Consider the following 19,315-nt stretch of genomic DNA (forward strand, 5'->3'; position numbering starts at 1 on the left):
TCCTTGTTTTTATCAGCTCAGAAATGTCTGCAGCAAGTCGTTGAGAAACAGCTGTCCGCGCTCGGTGGCCGCCAGACGTGTCGGTTCGACCTGCAACAACCCGCTTTGTTCGGCCTCGCGCCGGCCTTCGGCCAGGCTTTGCAGGGGCAATCCGGTGCGCTCCGGGTACAGCCGCGCTTCCACGCCCTCGGTCAGGCGCAGGGCATTCATCAGGAACTCGAACGGCAGCTCTGCGTTGGCCAGGGTTTTCTCGCCGGCCTGGAAGCTCTTGGCCGGGTTGAGGTAGTCCTTGGGCAGGCGGGTCTTCCAGGTGCGCACGATGCGCCCGTCCGGATGGCTGAGCTTGCCGTGGGCGCCGGCACCGATGCCGATGAAGTCACCGAAGCTCCAGTAATTGAGGTTATGCCGCGCCGCCCAGCCGGGTTGGGCGTAGGCCGAAACCTCGTATTGGGCGTAGCCGTGTTCGGCCAGCAAGGCTTGCCCGGCTTCCTGGATGTCCCACAGCGTGTCGTCTTCGGGCAATGTCGGCGGCTGGTTCCAGAACACCGTGTTCGGCTCCAGCGTCAGCTGGTACCAGGACAAATGCGTCGGCTTCAAGGCGATGGCCTGGCGCAGGTCGCTCAAGGCGTCTTCCAGGGACTGGTCGGGCAAACCGTGCATCAGATCCAGGTTGAAATTGTCGAAACCGGCCTGACGGGCCATGCCAGCGGCGCGCACCGCCTCGTCGCCGTTGTGGATCCGGCCCAGGGCCTCGAGCTTGGCCTGCTGGAAACTCTGGATACCGATGGACAGGCGATTGATGCCCAAGGCTCGGTAAGCGACGAATTTTTCTTGCTCGAAGGTGCCGGGGTTGGCTTCCAGGGTGATTTCAATGTTCTGGGCGAACGGTATCCGCGCTTCCACACCCTTGAGCAATCGCCCCAGGGCTTGGGCGCTGAACAGGCTCGGGGTGCCGCCGCCGAAAAAAATCGAGCTCAACGGCCGACCATGAACCGCGTGCAAATCCTGGTCGAGGTCGGCCAGCAAGGCGTCGACATATTCCTCTTCCGGCAACTGTGGGCTGGCGGTGTGGGAGTTGAAGTCGCAATACGGGCATTTGCGCACGCACCACGGGATGTGGACGTACAACGCCAGGGGCGGCAGCACCGGTAGCGGTGCCCGAGGCGTTTGTACACCGCCATGAATCAGCGGTGCGGGAGCGTCGTCGATCATTGCAGGCCCAGGCGTTGACGCAGCAGGGCCATGGCGCGGGCGCGGTGGCTCAGTTGGTTCTTTTCCACCGGCCCCAGCTCGGCGCTGGAGCAATTGCGCTCCGGCACCCAGAACAACGGGTCATAGCCAAAACCGTGCTCGCCGCTGGCTTCGGTGAGGATGCGCCCGTGCCACAGGCCTTCGCAGAGGATCGGCAATGGATCATCGGCATGGCGCACCAGGGCCAGCACGCACACGAACTGCGCGCCGCGCTCGGCTTCGGGCACGTCCTTGAGGGCGTCGAGCAGCTTGGCGTTGTTCGCCGCGTCACCTTTGCCGTCGGCGTAGCGGGCCGAGTAAATGCCCGGCGCGCCGCCCAGGAAGTCCACGGCCAGCCCGGAATCGTCGGCCAGCGCTGGCAGGCCCGAGATGCGTGCGGCATTGCGGGCCTTGAGGATGGCGTTCTCGACGAACGACAGGCCGGTCTCTTCCGGTTCCACCTGGCTGAACTCGCCGATCGAGCGCAACTGCGCCGACCCGCCGAGCATGGCTTGCAGTTCCTTGAGTTTGCCGGCGTTGTGGCTGGCCAGTACGAGTTGGGTGAAGTTGATCATTGGCCCGGGAACAGTTCCTGGTTGAAGTTGATGGTGTTGATCTTGTCGCCGGTTTGCACCTTGATTTCGAAGGTCCGGACTTCCTGTTGATCCACCGGATACTGGGCGATGTAGTAGATCGCGCCTGGCTCGGTCACCTGCTTGAACTGCAGCGGGACGCTCTGGCTGGTGAGGTCTTTTACCGTGCCGCTGACCTGGGCCATCAAGGGTTTGCCATCCTTGAGCACCGAAATGTTGATCACGCCTTGTTGCTTGCTGCGAATCAGCTCGGCGGCCTTGGCGATGTCCGGTGTCAGGAAAGTGGAGTTGAAGGTGTTGTAGTGCACGGTGATATCACCGAACACTTCCTTGCGCTCGCCCTTGATCGCGTCGGCGGCCATGGCGCCAACGCTCAGGCAAGCGGTGATGAGAAACAACGCTAGACGGTTCATGTCATGCTCCTGGTAAGGCCGGGGGCTTACACCGCGACCTGATAATCGGTAAGGCTCGGGCTGCTGACCCGATAGATGCCTATCTCACCTAACAGATTAGGCCATAGCTTGCTGGCCCACCCGTGGCGGTGCTGTTGGTCCACGGCCAGGCGATCGATGACCTTGGCTTCACGCTCGCGGCACAGCGCCTCGAAATCCTCGAAGGTGCAGAAGTGGATGTTCGGCGTGTTGTACCAGGTGTAGGGCAGGAACTCCGAAACCGGCATGCGGCCCTTGCTCGCCAGGTACCAGCGGCAACGCCAGTGGCCGAAGTTGGGGAAGGTGATGATGCACTGGCGTCCAACCCGCAGCATTTCGTCGAGGATCTTGTCCGGGTAGTGCACTGCTTGCAGCGCCTGGGTCATGACCACGATGTCGAAGCTGTTGCTGGCAAAGTTGCCCAGGCCCTTGTCCAGGTCCTGCTCGATGACGTTGATGCCCTTGGCGACGCACTCGGCAATGTTGTCCGGGTCGTTTTCCAGGCCGTAGCCGCTGACTTGCTTGTTGTCCCGCAGCCAGGTCAGCAGTTCGCCGTTGCCGCAGCCCAGGTCGAGCACGCGGCTGCCGGCGGGGATCCATTCCTGGATGATTTCCAGATCGGCTCTCATGGCGTCCTCACAGCGTTATACGGTTCATGTAGTTGCCGAACGCCTGCAGGTAGCGCGGGATCGGGATCAAAAAGGCGTCGTGTCCCTGGGGCGCGTCGATTTCCAGGTAGCAGACGTCCTTGCGCGCGGCCATCAGCGCGTCCACCAGCTCCCGCGAGCGCGCCGGGGAGAAGCGCCAGTCGGTGGTGAACGACATCACGCAGAACTTGGCGGTGGCGTTGGCGAAGGTTTTCGCCAGGTTATCGTCGAAGTTCGCCGCCGGATCGAAGTAGTCCAGTGCCTTGGTCATCAGCAGGTACGTGTTGGCGTCGAAACGCCCGGAGAACTCTTCACCCTGGTAACGCAGGTAGCTTTCGACCTGGAACTCGACGCTGTGGAAGTCGTAGTTGAGCTTTTCGCTCTTGAGGCCACGGCCGAATTTCTCGCCCATGGAGTCGTCGGACAGGTAGGTGATGTGCCCGACCATCCGCGCCAGCATCAGCCCGCGCTTTGGGATCACGCCGTATTCCTGGAACGAGCCGCCATGGAACTCCGGGTCGGTGAGGATCGCCTGGCGCGCCACTTCGTTGAAGGCGATGTTCTGTGCCGACAGCTTGGGCGCCGAGGCGATTGCCAGGCAGTGGCGCACGCGGTCCGGGTAGGTGATGGTCCATTGCAGGGCCTGCATGCCTCCCAGGCTGCCGCCGATCACGGCTGCCCACTGGCCGATCCCGAGGCGGTCGGCCAGGCGCGCCTGGCTGTGGACCCAGTCTTCCACGGTCAGCACCGGGAAATCGGCACCGAAGGGTTTGCCGGTGTCCGGGTTGAGGCTGCTGGGGCCGGTGGAGCCGTTGCAGCCGCCCAGGTTGTTCAGGCTGACCACGAAGAACTTGCTGGTATCGATGGGCTTGCCCGGGCCGATGCAGCTGTCCCACCAACCGGGCTTGCGGTCGTCGACGCTGTGGTAGCCGGCGGCGTGGTGATGCCCCGACAAGGCGTGGCAAATCAGCACGGCATTGCTCGCCGTGGCATTGAGGGTGCCGTAGGTTTCGTAGATCAGGTCATAGGCTGGCAACGAACGGCCGCAGGCCAGGGCCAGGGGCTCGCTGAAATGCGCCGTTTGCGGCGTCACCAGACCAACGGAATCGGGGGGAAAGGCAGCTGGCATCGACCCTGCTCGCGTTGAAATGAGGCGTAAGTCTAAAGACCGCTGTGGCAGGCGGCAACCAAGGAAATCATAGACTGCGCCGATCGTTCCCACGCTTTGCGTGGGAATGCTGCCAGGGACGCTCCGCGTTCCGCTCAGGGTGTGACGCAGAGCGTCGCGGGATGCATTTCCACGCGGAGCGTGGGAAGGATCATTGGCGGGGGACGAGGCCCGGCAACTCCGGCAGTTTCTTCGGCGAATGGATGCGCACCCGTTTCTGCCGGTTCAATTCGCCGCTGATCAGGCTGACCTGGCTCTTGGACACGCCAAACGCCTTGGCCAGGAACGCCATCAGGTACGCGTTGGCCTTGCCCTCGACCGGTGGGGCGGTGAGGCGGATCTTCAGGCGGTCACCGTGCAGCCCCGCGAAATCATCGCTGCGGGCGGCCGGTTGCAGGTGACACTCCAGGATCAGGTCGTCGCCATCCCAGCGAAAGTAGCTCACCCGGGTCAGATCAACAGGCGCAGGATTTCCGGCATCATGGTTATCGCCGCCAGGTTGTTGATCACCAGCATGTCGATCAGCTTGAGCACCATGAACGCCAGGATCGGCGAGATATCCAGGCCACCGAGGTTCGGCAGGATGCGGCGGAACGGCGCCAGGGCCGGCTCGCAGATCTGGTTCACCAGCTCGGCACCCGGGTTATGGCTGCCCGGTGCGACCCACGACAGGATCACGCTGATGATCATGGCGAAGAAGAAAATCTTCAGGAACAGCGCGGTCACGCCAATGAGCGACCAGATCAGCAGTTGCAGCGGGTTGCCGGTGGTGCCGTAGGTCAGCAGCAGGGTCAGGGCCATCAGCGCCAGTTGCACGAGGATCGCCAGGACCAGCGACGACATGTCCAGGCCGAACAGGCTCGGGATGATCCGGCGCAGGGGCTTGAGCAGTGGCTGGGTGGCCTTGACGATGAACTGGCACAGCGGGTTGTAGAAGTTGGCGCGCACCAGTTGCAGCACGAAGCGCAGCAGCACGATCAGCAGGTACAGGCTGCCGAGGGTTTGCAGCACGTAGACCGCTGCAGTGTTCAATCCAATCATGAATGGCTCCTTATTGGCCCAGTTGTTCGGCCATTTCGGCCGAGCGGTGCGCGGCGGCGCCGAGTGCTTTTTCCACCAGGGCTTCGAAGCCCCCGGCCTGGAACGATTTGATGGCCGCTTCGGTGGTGCCGGCCGGCGAGGTCACGCGGCGACGCAGCTCGGCCGCATCGACGTCGCTGGACACCGCCATGTGCGCGGCACCGAGGGCGGTCTGCAAGGTCAGCCTGGCGGCGGTTTCCCGGGGCAGGCCGAGTTTCTCGCCGGCGGCGGTCATGGCTTCGATCAGCAGGAAGAAGTACGCCGGGCCCGAGCCGGAGACGGCGGTGACGGCGTCCAGTTGCTGTTCGGTGTCCAGCCACAGTGCCAGGCCGACAGCCGACAGCAGTTCCTCGGCCTGCTGGCGTTGTGCAGCGGACACTTGGGAAGTGGCGAACAGGCCGCTGACGCCCTGGCGCAGCAGTGCGGGGGTATTGGGCATGCAGCGTACGATCGGCTGCTCGCCGAGCCAGTTGTTCATGCTGGCGCACGTGATGCCGGCGGCAATCGACACCACCAGTTGATGAGGCTTGAGACTTGGGCGCAGGGCTTCGCAGACGGTTTTCATCGCCTGCGGCTTGACTGCCAGCACGATGACGTCCGCGCCGTCGATGGCCTGGGCGTTATCGGCGAAGGTTTCGATGCCGTGTTCGCTGCTCACCCGGGTGCGGGTCTCTTCACCCGGATCGCTGGCGCGGATCAAAGAAGCGTCCAGGCCCTTGGCCCGCAGGCCGCCGATCAGGCTGGCGGCCATGTTGCCGGCGCCGATGAAAGCAATACGCGTGTTGCTCATGACAGGTCCTTATAAAGAGATGAGTCGGCCATGTTTCAGGATTGACCGTAGTCGCGGGCGCCAAACAGGGCAGTACCGATGCGCACCCAAGTGGCGCCCTGGGCAATGGCCGACTCGAGGTCGTGGCTCATGCCCATGGAAAGCGTGTCCAGCGGCAGGTCCAGGCTGGTTTGCAAGCGTTGAACGGCGGCGAAGGCGGCATCCTGGGCGGCACGTTCTTCGGTGGGTTCGGGAATCGCCATCAGCCCGCGCAGTTTCAGGCGGGGTAGCGCGCTGATGGCGTTGGCCAGGGCGGGCAGGTCCGCCGGGGTGCAGCCGGATTTGCTGGCTTCACCGCTGACGTTGACCTGAATGCAGATGTTCAGCGGTGGCAAGTCGGCTGGACGTTGCTCGGACAGGCGCTGTGCAATTTTCAAGCGATCCACGGAATGCACCCAGTCGAAATGTTCGGCGATAGCGCGCGTCTTGTTCGATTGAATGGGGCCGATGAAGTGCCAGATCAAGGGCAGGTCGGTCAGTTCGAGCTGTTTGCCCAAGGCTTCTTGCAGGTAGTTCTCGCCGAAGTCCCGCAGGCCGGCGGCATAGGCTTCGCGCAGGGCCTGGACGGGTTTGGTCTTGCTCACGGCCAGCAGTTGGACGCTGTGTTCGGCACGCTGGGCGGCCTGCTCCGCAGCGCGGATGCGCGAACTAACCTGAGCGATGTTGTCTGCTATCGTGGACATAAAGAAGCGCCAGCGGTGAGGTTCGCGGCATTCTACTGGAATTGAGGAGCGCTATGGATATCACTGAGTTACTGGCGTTCAGCGCCAAGCAGGGCGCGTCGGACCTGCACCTGTCCGCCGGGCTGCCACCGATGATCCGCGTCGATGGCGATGTCAGGCGCATCAACCTGCCAGCACTGGACCACAAGCAGGTTCATGAACTGATCTACGACATCATGAACGACCGGCAACGAGTAGATTACGAAAAGTTTCTGGAGACCGATTTTTCCTTCGACGTGCCGGGCGTGGCGCGGTTCCGGGTCAACGCCTTCAACCAGAATCGCGGTGCGGGAGCAGTGTTCCGCACCATTCCGTCGAAAGTCCTGACCATGGAAGACCTGGGGATGGGCGAGGTGTTTCGCAAGGTGACCGAATCGCCGCGCGGGCTGGTGTTGGTGACCGGGCCGACCGGGTCAGGCAAATCCACCACCCTGGCGGCCATGATCGATTACTTGAACAGCCACAAGCACCATCACATCCTCACCATCGAAGACCCTATCGAATTCGTTCACGAACCGCGCAAATGCCTGATCAACCAGCGTGAGGTGCACCGCGACACCCAGGGTTTCTCCACGGCCCTGCGTTCGGCCCTGCGGGAGGACCCGGACGTGATCCTGGTGGGGGAGATGCGCGACCTGGAAACCATTCGCCTGGCGCTGACCGCCGCGGAAACCGGGCACCTGGTGTTCGGCACCCTGCACACCACGTCGGCGGCCAAGACCATTGACCGGGTGGTGGACGTGTTCCCCGGGGACGAGAAGTCCATGGTCCGCTCGATGCTGTCGGAATCGTTGCAGGCGGTGATTTCCCAGACGCTGGTCAAGAAGATCGGCGGCGGCCGGATCGCGGCGCATGAAATCATGCTGGGGACCGCGGCCATCCGGAACCTGATCCGCGAAGACAAGGTGGCGCAGATGTACTCGGCGATCCAGACCGGCGGTTCGCTGGGGATGCAGACGCTGGACATGTGCCTGAAGGACTTGGTGAACAAAGGGCTGATCAGCCGCGAGCATGCGCGGGAGCGGGCGCGTACGCCGGATAATTTCTAGAGAGGCCGGGAGGTGGTAGTCCCTGTAGGAGCTGTCGAGTGCAACGAGGCTGCGATCTTGTCCCAGACAATTGAGTCGAGAGCGAAAGATCAAGATCAAAAGATCGCAGGCTTCGCCAGCTCCTACAGAGCCCAGCGGGAGCAAGCTCCCTCGCCACAGCGGCCATGTACACCTTGAATCAGCGCTGAACCACGCGCATCGCACCTGGCTCTTTCGGCAGCACACGTTTGGCCACCACGTAGTGGGTGTTCCAGTACGGTTTGTTCAAGGTGTCGATGCTCACCGACTTGCCACGGCGCGGGGCGTGGATGAAGCGGTCGTTGCCCAGGTAGATGGCCACGTGGTTGACCCGGCGGCTCTTGAGCTTGAAGAAGATCAGGTCGCCGGGCTTGAGGTCCTTGCGCTCGACTTTCTCGCCATGACCGGCGGCCATGGCGTTGGAGGTGCGCGGAAGGTCGAAGGTGGCGTCGTTGAAGGCGTATTTCACCAGTCCGCTGCAATCGAAACCTTTACTTGGGCTACTGCCGCCCCAACGATAAGGTGTGCCAAGTACATTCACGGCGCGACTCAACACATTGCTGCTCGCTTTGGTCGCCATCGGCGGGACCAGCTTGCTGTTGGCTGTGCTCACGCGCTGGGCGCCTGGCTTGTTCTTGCTCAAGGAAGCAGAAACATGGGATTTCGGGGTATAGCCGTTGACGTTGGGAAGACGTTGCTCACGATTGGTGGCGTGGGCGGCCAGTGGCAATAATAGGCAAATGGTTAGCCATGTCTTGAAAAATGGACGCATTAGGCAAGGCTCTTAAAGGTTAGCGCGCAACTTTATAACAGCTTTTTTTGCGTTTCCGAGGCCGTTTGTCGATTCGAAACGCAGCGCAAAACCCAGCAAAATGCGACAAATTGACCTGATTGTCCGACAGAGCCCCTATACCACGGGGCTTTCGTCGGTCCGAGTCGCCCAGGACCGCTTGTCGGTCAGACACGAAAAAGTCACAAAAACTCCGAAAAAATTTATCTATCGAGGCAAAAGAGGCCATTCATGAACAGCTATCAGCAGGATGCAATCCGCGATACTCACAGCAAGGTCATTGGGTATCTGCTGTGGATTTTCGGTTTCACCGGTGCCCATCGTTTCTATTACGGCAAGCCGGTCACGGGCACGATCTGGTTCTTCACCTTCGGCCTGCTGGGCATTGGCTGGCTGATCGACTTGTTCCTGATTCCGGCCATGGATCGCGAAGCGGACCTGCGTTTCACCCCGGGGCCTATCGAATACAGCGTGGCGTGGATTCTGCTGACGTTTCTCGGGGTGCTGGGCGTACACCGCATGTACCAGGGCAAATGGCTCAGCGGGATTCTCTACCTGCTGACCGGCGGGGTGTTTTTCCTGGGGGTGCTGTATGACTTCTGGACGCTGAATGATCAGGTGTCGATTCGTAATGCGCAGAAGCGTGGGGCTTTTCATTAATCAGTCAGACCGAGTTGCCTGCATTCGCGAGCAGGCTCGCTCCCACAGGGATCTTCAGTGAACACATTATTTTGTGAACACCTCCAATCCAATGTGGGAGCGAGCCTGCTCGCGAAGCAGGCGACGCAGTTTTTCAGGCCTGGTGGGTAATCCGCCCATCCATCAGGGTGTAGCGCACCACCCCCGGCAGGCTATGGCCGAGGAACGGGCAGTTGTCACCCTTGGAACGCCAGGCTTCACCGGCCACGGTGGAGGCGGCAGGGTCGAACAGCACCAGGTCCGCCGCGGCGCCAACCGCGAGTTTCCCCGCCGGCAGTTGCAGCGCCTGGGCCGGGCCGGCGCTCAGGCGCGCGAGCAGGGTCGGCAGGTCCAGCAAACCGTCTTCCACCAGCGTCAAGGCCAGCGGTAGCAGCAGTTCGACGCTGCTGATGCCCGGCTCGGTGGCGCCGAACGGTGCCAGCTTGGCATCGCGCTCATGGGGTTGGTGATGGCTGGAGATGGCCGAGATCACCCCGGATTTTACCGCCTCACGCAGGCCATCGCGGTCGGCGCGGGTGCGCAGCGGTGGCTGGACATGGTAGACGCTGTTGAAATCGATCAGCGCTTCGTCGGTCAGGATCAACTGGTACAGCGCCACATCGGCGGTCACCGGCAAGCCGCGGGCCTGGGCCTGGGCGATCAGTGCCGCACCGCGAGCGCTGGTCAACTGGCTGAAGTGGGCGTGCACGCCGCTTTGCTCGACCAATAGCAGGTCCCGGGCCAAGGCTACGGTCTCGGCGGTTTCCGGGATGCCCGGCAGGCCGAGGAAACTGGCGGTCGGGCCTTCGTGGGCCAGGCCGCCTTCGGCCAGGTCGTGGTCCTGGGAGTTGAAGATCACCGTCAGGCCGAAGGTTGCCGCGTATTCCAGGGCGCGGCACAGGGTGCGGGTGTTGCGGAAACTGTTCAGGCCGTTGCCGAACGCCACGCAACCGGCGTCACGCAGGGCGATGAGCTCAGCCAGTTGCTCGCCGTCCAGGCCTTTGCTCAGTGCGCCAATCGGGAAGACCTTGGTGTTGCCGGCCTCGCGGGCACGGTCGAGGATCAGTTCGGCCACGGCCGAGGTGTCCAGCACCGGTTTGGTCTGCGGCGGGCAGCACAGGCTGGTCACGCCACCGGCAGCGGCGGCCCGGGTTTCGCTGACGATACTGCCTTTGCGGCTGTAGCCCGGTTCGCGCAGTGCGACGTTCAGGTCCACCAGGCCGGGAGCGGCCACCAGGCCTTGGGCGTCGAGGGTCTCGACCGCGACGAAACCGGCCGGCGCCGCGCCAAGGGCGACGATCTTGCAGGCATCGATATGGATATCAGTCACTTGATCCAGGCCACTGGCTGGATCGATCACGCGTGCGCCGAGAATGCTGAGCTTCACTGGGCGTTCTCCTGGTCGAATTGGCGCTGGGCCGTTTGCCCGCTCATGGCCATGGACAGCACGGCCATGCGGATGGCGATGCCGTAGGTCACCTGGTTGAGAATCACCGAGTGCGGCCCGTCGGCCACCGCCGACTCGATCTCCACGCCACGGTTGATCGGCCCCGGGTGCATGACGATGGCGTCCGGCTTGGCCCCGGCCAGGCGCGCCGTGGTCAGGCCGAACAGGCGGTAGAACTCGCCTTCGCTGGGCAGCAGGCCGCCGGTCATGCGCTCGCGTTGCAGGCGCAGCATGATCACCACGTCCACATCCTTGAGGCCTTCGGTCATGTCGGTGTAGACCTTCACGCCGTATTGCTCGACGCCGATGGGCAGCAGGGTTTTCGGCGCGATCACGCGGATGTCCGGGCAGCCGAGGGTCTTGAGGGCCAGCATGTTCGAGCGGGCCACCCGCGAGTGCAGGATGTCGCCGACGATGGCCACAGACAGGTTTTCGAAGCTGCCCTTGTGCCGACGGATCGTCAGCATGTCCAGCATGCCCTGGGTCGGGTGGGCATGACGGCCATCGCCACCGTTGATGATCGCCACTTGCGGGCAGACGTGTTCGGCAATGAAGTGCGCCGCGCCGGAGTCGCCGTGGCGCACGACGAACATGTCGGCGGCCATGGCTTCGAGGTTGCGCAGGGTGTCGAGCAGGGTTTCACCCTTGCTCGCCGAGGACGTGGACACGTTGAGGGTGATCACGTCCGCCGACAGCCGCTGGGCCGCCAGTTCGAAGGTGGTGCGGGTGCGGGTGGAGTTTTCGAAGAACACGTTGCACACGGTCTTGCCGCGCAGCAACGGGACTTTCTTCACCGCCCGGGCACCGACTTCGAGGAACGAGTCGGCAGTGTCGAGGATTTCCGTCAGCAGCTCGCGGCGCAGGCCGTCGAGGGACAGGAAGTGCCGCAGCTGGCCCTGATCGTTGAGCTGCAGCGGGCGCTTGGTTTCGAGAGGCGTCATCGCGATGGACTCTTACAAGGGCAGTTAAAGGGCAAGGTCTTGCAGTTCGAGTTGCAGCGGCGACGGGCCGGAGAGCTTGACTCGCTCGTGGGCGGCCAGCGTCAGCGTCGCACCGACCACGTTCGGCCGGATCGGCAGCTCGGCGGCGTCCAGGTCCAGCAGGCATACCAGTGTCACGCTGGCCGGGCGGCCGTAGTCGAACAGTTCGTTCATGGCGGCGCGGATGGTCCGGCCGCTCATCAGCACGTCGTCGATCAGTACCAGGTGCTGGCCTTCGATCTCGAACGGCAGGGCCGAGGGGCGCACTTGTGGGTGCAGGCCGTTCTGGCTGAAGTCGTCGCGGTAGAAGGACACGTCCAGGGTGCCCAATGGCGATTGGCTGCCCAGTGCTTCGAGCAAGGCCTGGGCGACCCAGACGCCACCGGTGCGAATACCGATGTAGCGCGGGTCGCTGATGCCGCGGTGTTCCAGGTGTGCCTTGAGACGAATCGCCATCTGGCTGATCAGTTCGGCAGGATTGGGCAGGCTCATGCTGGCTCCTTCAGGTTCCCGGGCCGGTGGTGAATGGCGCGGTCTATCGCTAAGAGAAAGCGCCTTGGCGGCGCTTTCAAAAAATCAGGTTTCGAACAGGGCGGCGTTGGCGTCGAGCCAGCCTTGCAGCAGCAGGGCGGCGGCGATGGCGTCCACCGGGTTGTCGCGGTAACTGCCTTTTTGCCCGCCGCGCACCAGGCGCTCGCCCTTGGCCTCGAAGGTGGTCAGGCGCTCGTCATGGGTATAGAAGGGCAGGTTGTAGCGGCCATTGAGGCGGCGGGCGAACTTTTCGGCGCGCAGGCACATGTCGCTGGGCGTGCCGTCCATGTTCAGCGGCAGGCCGACCACCACGGCATCGGGTTTCCACTCCTTGATCAGCGCTTCGACCTGGTTCCAGTCCGGAACGCCATTCTGCGCCTTCAAGGTGCACAACTCGCGGGCCTGGCCGGTAATGACCTGGCCGACCGCTACGCCGATCTGTTTGGTGCCGTAATCGAAGCCCAGCAGCAAGCGCAGGGCCATCAGGCGTGTCCTGCCTGGCTGGTGAGCAGGCTGAGGTTGACCCCCAACCGGCTGGCCGCCGCTTCCAGGCGCAATTCGCTGCTGGTGTTGAACAGGATATCGGCGTCGAACGGGCAGGTCAGCCAGGCGTTGTCGGCCAGTTCGGCTTCCAGTTGCCCGGGTTCCCAACCGGCATAGCCGAGGGCGATCAGGCTTTTCTCAGGGCCGACGCCGTCGGCGATGGCGAACAGCACGTCCTGGGAGGTGGACAGCGACACCCCGTCCAGATCCACGGTGGCCTGGTATTTGGGGCCCGACGGATGGAGCACGAAACCGCGGTCGGTCTGCACCGGGCCGCCGATGAAAATCGGCACGTGCTGGCACAAGAGTGGCGGTTCCACTTCGGGGCGCAACTGCTCCAGGATGTCCGCCAGGTTCAATTCCTGCGGGCGATTGATTACCAGCCCCATGGCCCCGTTGGCCGTGTGCTCGACGATGTAGGTCAAGGTGTGGGCAAAATTCGGATCGGCCATGTGCGGCATGGCAATCAGGAAGTGATGCTTGAGGTAGGTGGGGCTGACGTTTTTCATAGACGCTAGTGTGGCGGGGCGGGGGCGAACTGACAAGCCGGGAAATGCCTGGGACTGTCACCCATCCCCTGTGGGAGCGAGCTTTGTGGGAGCAAAGCTTGCTCGCGATCCAGGCGCTGCGGTCCTCAAGAGACTGCGGCGTTTTCATCGCGGGCAAGCCTTGCTCCCACACAGCTCGCTCTCACATTCGATCTGGGGTAAGCCTGCAGGGCTCGGCGGCGGTTCAGTTACTGGAAAGCCGGTCGCCGCGAGCGAACTTCCAGGTGCGGATGATTTCCAGCCGGTCGATGTCCGACAAGTCCCCGGTAAACGGTGCGAACGGTGCGGCCAGGCGCACGATCCGTTGGGCGGCCTGGTCCAGCAGTGGCTGGCCGGAGGATTCGAGCACCAGCACTTCATACAGCGAGCCGTCGCGGTTGATCGAGACCATTAGCCGCAGGTTGCCGTAGATCTGTTTGCGCCGGGCTTCGTCGGGATAGTTGAGGTTGCCGATGCGCTCGACCTTCTTGCGCCATTCGTCTTTGTACCAGGCACCCTTGTCGCGCATGGTCGAGGCAGCGCTCAGGCGGTGGATACGCGGGCGCTTGGCATAGAGCTGTTGCTCCTGGGCCAGTTCGGCTTCCAGGCTGGCGATGTCGCTGGACAACTGCGAGCTGTCGAAGGTGGGTTCGGGGGCCTTGGGTTTGGGATCAGGCTTGACCTCTTCCTTGACCGGGGCCTTTTTCGGCTTCGGCGCCACGGTGGTCACGGCTGCCTTGGGCGCCGTCTCCTGCACTTCGGGCTTGGCGGCTGGCGGCGGGGTGACTTTTTGTACCTTGGTGTCCTGGAACGGCGCGATCTCGGTGGTCTTGGGGATCGCCTTTTTTTCCAGGGTGCCGCTGCCTTGCTGGTTTTCCTGGGCGAGGAAGTCGGCCTTCTTGGGTTTGGTCTCGCTCTTGAAGGTGGCCAGGGTGATTTCCAGGGTCTGGCTGATCTGCTTGGGCTCGACCGTGGCAAAACCGACGCCCAGCAGCAGGGCCAGGTGGATCAGCGCCGCCAGGAACAGGGTAAAACCGAGGCGATCGGCCGGGCGCACGCCACGATGGGCGAGCTCTTGGGGCAGATCGGACGGGAGTGTCATGACAAAAAAACCAACATCGCGGGTTTCACAGGCCGGGCATGATAACGCAATGTTGGTTTTTAGCTTCAAGCCTCAAGCTGCAAGCGACAAGCTGCATCAAACTTGCCGCTTGAAGCTTGCCGCTTGCAGCTTCTTGTCTATGGCCTCCATCAGCATGCCACCGATGTCGGTGCCAAAGGCATTGTCGATCTCGCGGATGCAAGTCGGGCTGGTGACGTTGATTTCCGTCAGGTGCTCGCCGATCACGTCCAGGCCCACGAACAGCAGGCCTTTTTCGCGCAGGGTCGGGCCGACCTGGGCGGCGATCCAGCGATCCTTGTCGGTCAACGGACGCGCCTCGCCACGCCCGCCAGCCGCCAGGTTGCCGCGGGTTTCGCCGGCTGCCGGGATGCGCGCCAGGCAATAGTCCACCGGTTCGCCGTCGATCATCAGGATGCGTTTGTCGCCATCGACGATGGCCGGCAGGTAACCCTGGATCATGATCTGCTGCTTGCCGTGCAAGGTCAGGGTTTCCAGGATCACCGAGAGGTTCGGGTGGCCGGCGGTGTGGCGGAAGATCGAGGAGCCGCCCATGCCGTCCAGGGGCTTGAGGATCACGTCGCCGTGATGGTCGGCAAATTCGCGCAGCACGTCCGGGCGACGGCTGACGATGGTCGGCGGCGTGCACTGCGGGAACAGCGTGGCGAACAGCTTTTCGTTGCAGTCGCGCAGGCTCTGGGGCTTGTTGACCACCAGCACGCCGGCGTTTTCAGCCTGCTCCAGCAGGTAGGTGGAGTACACGAACTCCATGTCGAACGGCGGATCCTTGCGCATCAGGATCACGTCCAGGTCGCTCAGCAGCGCGTCGCTCTCGGTGCCCAGCTCAAACCACTTCTCGGGGTTGGCGAAGACTTTCAATGGCTTCATCCGCGCCCGAGCCTGGCCTTCGGCCTGGTAGAGGTCGCGCTGCTCCATGTAGAACAGCTCCCAGCCGCGCTTCTGAGCGGCCAGCAGCATGGCCAGCGAGCTATCCTTTTTATAGGAAATGCTGGCGATAGGGTCCATGACAATGCCGACGCGTACGCTCATGGCTTGGTTCCTCGAAATGTGATGGGCACATATTGGTGCGAAAAAGTGGCGTCAGAGTGGCGCCCGGAAGATTGGCGGTCAAGGAAAAACCACCGCGCCGAGCGGCCGATAGATCGGCGATGGAGACTGTGCTAAAAAGGCTGCCATGTGACGTGCGGGCCTTGAACATCAAGGGTTTGCGCTGTCGATCACACTTACGCGTTAAAAACCGGTTCGCAGTGGCAATGGCAGAGCATCTCACGCAGCAGCAACCCAGCGCCTTGAAGGTCATGGTCATCGACGACTCGAAGACCATCCGCCGCACCGCCGAAACCTTGCTGCGCAACGTGGGCTGCGAGGTGATCACGGCCGTCGATGGTTTCGATGCCCTGGCCAAGATCGCCGACCATCATCCGGGCATCATTTTTGTCGACATCATGATGCCGCGCCTCGATGGCTACCAGACCTGTGCCCTGATCAAGAACAACAGCGCGTTCAAGGCCACGCCGGTGATCATGCTGTCGTCCCGCGACGGGTTGTTCGACAAGGCCAAGGGACGCATCGTCGGTTCCGATCAGTTTTTGACCAAGCCGTTCAGCAAGGAAGAACTGCTGGGCGCGATACAGGCCCATGTTCCGGGCTTTGCCGCTGTCCAGCCGCACCAGGCACATTAATGACACTTGGCCAACGGGCCTGGGGTCAACAAGAAAATGGGGAACACCATGGCACGAGTTCTGATCGTCGATGATTCGCCGACTGAAATGTACAAACTGACCGGCATGCTGGAAAAGCACGGCCATCAGGTCCTGAAGGCCGAGAATGGCGCCGATGGCGTGGCCCTGGCCCGCCAGGAAAAACCCGATGCGGTGCTGATGGACATCGTCATGCCCGGCCTCAACGGTTTCCAGGCCACGCGCCAGCTGACCAAGGACCCGGACACCGGCCACATCCCCGTGATCATCATCACCACCAAGGACCAGGACACCGACAAGGTCTGGGGGACGCGCCAAGGGGCGAAGGACTACCTGACCAAACCGGTGGACGAAGAAACCCTGATCGCGACCCTGAACAAAGTGCTGGCTGGCTGACGGCGCGGCCATGAGCCAATCCCTGACCGCATTCGAACTGCTGCTGCAGATCGACCGGCGCTGCCGGTTGCTGGGGGCGGACCTGCCCTCCCAGCCGACCCATCGCGCCGGTTGGAGCGGCATCGGCTTTCGCTTGGGCGAGCACTGGTACGTGGCGCCGATGGGCGAAGTCAGCGAAGTGCTGCACGAACCACGTCACACGCACTTGCCCGGGGTCAAGCCGTGGGTGCGTGGAGTGGCTAACCTGCGCGGGCGCTTGTTGCCGTTGATGGACTTGTGCGGGTTCTTTGGCCACGAGCTGTCGAGCGTGCGCAAGCAGCGGCGCGTGTTGGTGGTGGATCACGACGAGGTGTTCGCCGGGTTGTTGGTGGACGAGGTCCTCGGGCTGCAGCATTTTGCCCAGGACAGCCTGGAACCGACGCTGGTGGACGACCTCGACGGCCCGGAAGCGGCCTTCGTCAAGGGCCGGTTTGGCGGCGAGCGCGAGTGGCAAGTGTTCAGCCCGTTTGCCCTGGCGCGGTCGCCGGGGTTCATGGATGTGGCGATTTAGGTGACTGCACAACTCAGGGTAGGAGCTGCCGAAGGCTGCGATCTTTTGATCTTTCCAACAGACAGCTTGCTTTGACATAAGCCCTAAGATCAAAAGATCGCAGCCTTCGGCAGCTCCTACGGGAATTTGGTCGGGCTTGGAATTGTGGATTGGGCAGTACAGGCGAGAACCGATGATCAAAGCAAAAACAGGCAAGCCACTGGAAGCGTCGCGCAGTCGTTCGCAGATCATCGTGCTGTTCGTCGCGCTGATCGTCTTCATCATGCTGCTGTTCGCCAACTTCGCTTACCTCAACACCCAATCCACCTATGACAAACAGTACATCGGCCACGCCGGTGAGCTGCGGGTGCTGTCCCAGCGCATCGCCAAGAACGCCACCGAGGCCGCCGCCGGCAAGCCCGCGGCGTTCAAGCTGCTGAGCGATGCGCGCAATGACTTCGCCCAGCGCTGGGGCTCCCTGAAACAGGGCGACCCGGTGACCGGCCTGCCCCCTGCGCCGGCCACCCTGCGTCCGCAGATGCGCGCCGTGCAGCTGGATTGGGAGCGCCTGCTCAAGAACACCGATGCCATCCTCTCCAGTGAACAGACCGTGTTGTCGCTGCACCAGGTGGCGGCGACCCTGGCCGAAACCGTGCCGCAGTTGCAGGTCGAGTACGAAAAAGTCGTCGAGATCCTGCTGCAACGCGGCGCACCGGCCGCCCAGGTGGCCATGGCCCAGCGCCAGTCGTTGCTGGCCGAGCGGATCCTCGGCGCGGTGAATACCGTGCTGGCGGGGGACGAAAACGCCAGCCAGGCCGCTGATACCTTCGGTCGCGACGCCGCGCGTTTTGGCCAGGTACTCAATGGCATGTTGCAAGGTGACCCGGCCCTGAAGATATCCCAGGTCCAGGACCGCGATGCCCGGGCACGCCTGAGCGAAATCAGCGAGCTCTTCGAGTTCGTCTCCGGTTCGGTGGACGAAATCCTCGAGACCTCCCCGGAGCTGTTCAAGGTCCGTGAATCGGCCGGCAACATCTTCAACCTGTCGCAGACCCTGCTCGACGAGGCCTCGCACCTGGCCACGGCCTTCGAAAACCTCGCCGGTGGGCGTTCCGTCAATACCATCGGCGGCTATGTGCTGGGTTTGCTGGCGCTGATGTCGATCATCCTGATTGGCCTGGTGATGGTCCGCGAAACCAACCGCCAGTTGCACGAAACCGCACAAAAGAACGAACGCAACCAGAACGCGATCATGCGGTTGCTGGATGAAATCGAAGACCTGGCCGATGGCGACCTGACCGTCACGGCCTCGGTCACCGAGGACTTCACCGGCACCATCGCCGACTCCATCAATTACTCGGTGGATCAACTGCGCGATCTGGTGGCGACCATCAACCTCACCGCCGGCCAGGTCGCCGCTGCGGTGCAGGAAACCCAGGCCACGGCGATGCACCTGGCCCAGGCCTCCGAGCACCAGGCCCAGCAAATTTCCGAAGCTTCGACTTCAATTAATGAAATGGCCCAGTCCATCGACCAGGTATCGGCCAATGCCGCCGAGTCGTCGGCGGTGGCCGAGCGGTCAGTGGAGATTGCCAACAAGGGCAACGAGGTGGTGCACAACACCATTCATGGCATGGACAACATTCGCGAGCAGATCCAGGACACCGCCAAGCGTATCAAGCGCTTGGGTGAGTCATCCCAGGAAATCGGCGACATTGTCAGCCTGATCGACGACATCGCCGACCAGACCAACATCCTGGCCCTCAACGCCGCCATCCAGGCGTCCATGGCCGGTGATGCCGGGCGCGGGTTCGCGGTGGTGGCCGATGAAGTGCAGCGCCTGGCCGAGCGCTCTTCGGCGGCGACCCGGCAAATCGAGACCCTGGTGCGGGCGATCCAGGCCGATACCAACGAGGCGGTGATTTCCATGGAGCAGACCACCACCGAAGTGGTGCGCGGTGCGCGACTGGCCCAGGACGCCGGCGTTGCCCTGGAAGAAATCGAAGGCGTGTCCAAGACCCTGGCGGCGCTGATCCAGAGCATTTCCAACGCGGCGCAGCAACAGACCACCTCGGCGGGGCAGATTTCCTTGACCATGAACGTGATCCAGCAGATCACCTCGCAGACCTCGTCCGGTTCCACCGCCACCGCCGAGAGCATTGGCAACCTGGCGAAAATGGCCAGCCAGCTGCGTCGTTCGGTGTCGGGGTTCACGTTGCCGGCGGCGGCAGCGGCTGGCGATGAGGAAAAAGGGTGACCAACCGGATCCATCCGTTGGAAAAGGCT

Annotated in this window: 23 protein-coding genes; 6 read left to right on the forward strand and 17 right to left on the reverse strand. The window is 62.8% G+C overall.

The features are described 5' to 3' along the window. Positions 1 to 12 precede the first annotated feature (12 nt). The 9 genes from hemW to ASC85_RS12575 form a co-directional block, all read right to left on the reverse strand. On the reverse strand, positions 13 to 1,212 hold the full coding sequence (hemW, locus tag ASC85_RS12535; RefSeq protein ID WP_057449534.1) for a radical SAM family heme chaperone HemW: 1,200 nt from the start codon (positions 1,210 to 1,212) through the stop codon (positions 13 to 15). After that, entirely contained in the window at positions 1,209 to 1,805 is a 597-nt protein-coding gene (rdgB, locus tag ASC85_RS12540; RefSeq protein WP_057449535.1) for an RdgB/HAM1 family non-canonical purine NTP pyrophosphatase, read from the reverse strand. The genes hemW and rdgB overlap by 4 nt, the downstream gene beginning before the upstream one ends. Further along, a complete protein-coding gene (locus ASC85_RS12545; RefSeq protein WP_057449536.1) occupies positions 1,802 to 2,236 on the reverse strand; it encodes a DUF4426 domain-containing protein in 435 nt (144 codons plus the stop codon). The genes rdgB and ASC85_RS12545 overlap by 4 nt, the downstream gene beginning before the upstream one ends. Before the next feature lie 26 nt (positions 2,237 to 2,262). Beyond that, complete coding sequence (gene metW / locus ASC85_RS12550; protein ID WP_057449537.1) at positions 2,263 to 2,883, reverse strand: methionine biosynthesis protein MetW; 621 nt, start codon at positions 2,881 to 2,883, stop codon at positions 2,263 to 2,265. Between the two features lie 7 nt (positions 2,884 to 2,890). After that, a complete protein-coding gene (metX, locus tag ASC85_RS12555; RefSeq protein ID WP_057449538.1) occupies positions 2,891 to 4,030 on the reverse strand; it encodes a homoserine O-succinyltransferase MetX in 1,140 nt (379 codons plus the stop codon). A gap of 190 nt (positions 4,031 to 4,220) precedes the next feature. After that, entirely contained in the window at positions 4,221 to 4,514 is a 294-nt protein-coding gene (locus tag ASC85_RS12560; protein WP_057449539.1) for a DUF167 domain-containing protein, read from the reverse strand. Positions 4,515 to 4,519: 5 nt separating this feature from the next. Continuing rightward, positions 4,520 to 5,110, reverse strand: coding sequence for a YggT family protein (locus ASC85_RS12565; RefSeq protein ID WP_057449540.1), 591 nt, complete (start codon positions 5,108 to 5,110; stop codon positions 4,520 to 4,522). A gap of 10 nt (positions 5,111 to 5,120) precedes the next feature. Continuing rightward, positions 5,121 to 5,939: a pyrroline-5-carboxylate reductase gene (gene proC / locus ASC85_RS12570; protein WP_046063239.1), complete on the reverse strand. Its 819-nt coding sequence runs from the start codon at positions 5,937 to 5,939 to the stop codon at positions 5,121 to 5,123. 35 nt (positions 5,940 to 5,974) lie between these two features. Further along, complete coding sequence (locus ASC85_RS12575; RefSeq protein ID WP_057449541.1) at positions 5,975 to 6,661, reverse strand: YggS family pyridoxal phosphate-dependent enzyme; 687 nt, start codon at positions 6,659 to 6,661, stop codon at positions 5,975 to 5,977. A gap of 53 nt (positions 6,662 to 6,714) precedes the next feature. Between ASC85_RS12575 and ASC85_RS12580 the strand changes: the two genes are divergently transcribed. Continuing rightward, the gene (locus tag ASC85_RS12580; RefSeq protein WP_057449542.1) at positions 6,715 to 7,749 is read left to right on the forward strand and encodes a type IV pilus twitching motility protein PilT; all 1,035 of its coding nucleotides are present in this window, start codon (positions 6,715 to 6,717) and stop codon (positions 7,747 to 7,749) included. Between the two features lie 178 nt (positions 7,750 to 7,927). On the opposite strand, the gene ASC85_RS12585 is transcribed toward ASC85_RS12580, so the two are convergent. Further along, on the reverse strand, positions 7,928 to 8,539 hold the full coding sequence (locus tag ASC85_RS12585; protein WP_057449543.1) for a C40 family peptidase: 612 nt from the start codon (positions 8,537 to 8,539) through the stop codon (positions 7,928 to 7,930). 249 nt (positions 8,540 to 8,788) lie between these two features. Between ASC85_RS12585 and ASC85_RS12590 the strand changes: the two genes are divergently transcribed. Continuing rightward, positions 8,789 to 9,217: an NINE protein gene (locus tag ASC85_RS12590; RefSeq protein ID WP_057449544.1), complete on the forward strand. Its 429-nt coding sequence runs from the start codon at positions 8,789 to 8,791 to the stop codon at positions 9,215 to 9,217. Between the two features lie 133 nt (positions 9,218 to 9,350). On the opposite strand, the gene ASC85_RS12595 is transcribed toward ASC85_RS12590, so the two are convergent. The 7 genes from ASC85_RS12595 to gshB all read right to left on the reverse strand — a co-directional run bounded on the left by ASC85_RS12595 (position 9,351) and on the right by gshB (position 15,433). Beyond that, positions 9,351 to 10,622, reverse strand: coding sequence for a dihydroorotase (locus tag ASC85_RS12595; RefSeq protein WP_057449545.1), 1,272 nt, complete (start codon positions 10,620 to 10,622; stop codon positions 9,351 to 9,353). Then, a complete protein-coding gene (locus ASC85_RS12600) occupies positions 10,619 to 11,623 on the reverse strand; it encodes an aspartate carbamoyltransferase catalytic subunit (protein WP_003177495.1) in 1,005 nt (334 codons plus the stop codon). The genes ASC85_RS12595 and ASC85_RS12600 overlap by 4 nt, the downstream gene beginning before the upstream one ends. 24 nt (positions 11,624 to 11,647) lie before the next feature. Beyond that, a complete protein-coding gene (pyrR, locus tag ASC85_RS12605; RefSeq protein WP_003206474.1) occupies positions 11,648 to 12,154 on the reverse strand; it encodes a bifunctional pyr operon transcriptional regulator/uracil phosphoribosyltransferase PyrR in 507 nt (168 codons plus the stop codon). Positions 12,155 to 12,238: 84 nt separating this feature from the next. Continuing rightward, on the reverse strand, positions 12,239 to 12,676 hold the full coding sequence (gene ruvX, locus ASC85_RS12610; protein WP_003177497.1) for a Holliday junction resolvase RuvX: 438 nt from the start codon (positions 12,674 to 12,676) through the stop codon (positions 12,239 to 12,241). Further along, on the reverse strand, positions 12,676 to 13,245 hold the full coding sequence (locus ASC85_RS12615) for a YqgE/AlgH family protein (RefSeq protein ID WP_003206472.1): 570 nt from the start codon (positions 13,243 to 13,245) through the stop codon (positions 12,676 to 12,678). The genes ruvX and ASC85_RS12615 overlap by 1 nt, the downstream gene beginning before the upstream one ends. A gap of 223 nt (positions 13,246 to 13,468) precedes the next feature. Next, positions 13,469 to 14,365 carry an energy transducer TonB gene (locus tag ASC85_RS12620; protein ID WP_057449546.1) on the reverse strand — a complete coding sequence of 299 codons (897 nt, stop codon included), beginning with the start codon at positions 14,363 to 14,365 and terminating at the stop codon, positions 13,469 to 13,471. A gap of 96 nt (positions 14,366 to 14,461) precedes the next feature. Further along, entirely contained in the window at positions 14,462 to 15,433 is a 972-nt protein-coding gene (gene gshB, locus ASC85_RS12625) for a glutathione synthase (RefSeq protein WP_057449547.1), read from the reverse strand. A gap of 224 nt (positions 15,434 to 15,657) precedes the next feature. Here gshB and ASC85_RS12630 point away from each other — a divergent pair, with 224 nt between their 5' ends. The 4 genes from ASC85_RS12630 to ASC85_RS12645 all read left to right on the forward strand — a co-directional run bounded on the left by ASC85_RS12630 (position 15,658) and on the right by ASC85_RS12645 (position 19,286). After that, positions 15,658 to 16,086: a response regulator gene (locus ASC85_RS12630; RefSeq protein ID WP_003206467.1), complete on the forward strand. Its 429-nt coding sequence runs from the start codon at positions 15,658 to 15,660 to the stop codon at positions 16,084 to 16,086. A gap of 48 nt (positions 16,087 to 16,134) precedes the next feature. Continuing rightward, complete coding sequence (gene pilH, locus ASC85_RS12635) at positions 16,135 to 16,500, forward strand: twitching motility response regulator PilH (RefSeq protein WP_003206465.1); 366 nt, start codon at positions 16,135 to 16,137, stop codon at positions 16,498 to 16,500. Positions 16,501 to 16,510: 10 nt separating this feature from the next. Further along, on the forward strand, positions 16,511 to 17,050 hold the full coding sequence (locus ASC85_RS12640) for a chemotaxis protein CheW (protein ID WP_014340665.1): 540 nt from the start codon (positions 16,511 to 16,513) through the stop codon (positions 17,048 to 17,050). Positions 17,051 to 17,222: 172 nt separating this feature from the next. Next, positions 17,223 to 19,286 (forward strand): methyl-accepting chemotaxis protein, encoded by a 2,064-nt coding sequence (locus tag ASC85_RS12645; RefSeq protein WP_057449548.1) that lies wholly within the window; start codon positions 17,223 to 17,225, stop codon positions 19,284 to 19,286. The last annotated feature ends 29 nt before the right edge of the window (positions 19,287 to 19,315 follow it).

The organism is Pseudomonas sp. Root401 (assembly GCF_001425105.1).
Taxonomy (GTDB): Bacteria; Pseudomonadota; Gammaproteobacteria; order Pseudomonadales; family Pseudomonadaceae; genus Aquipseudomonas; species Aquipseudomonas brassicacearum.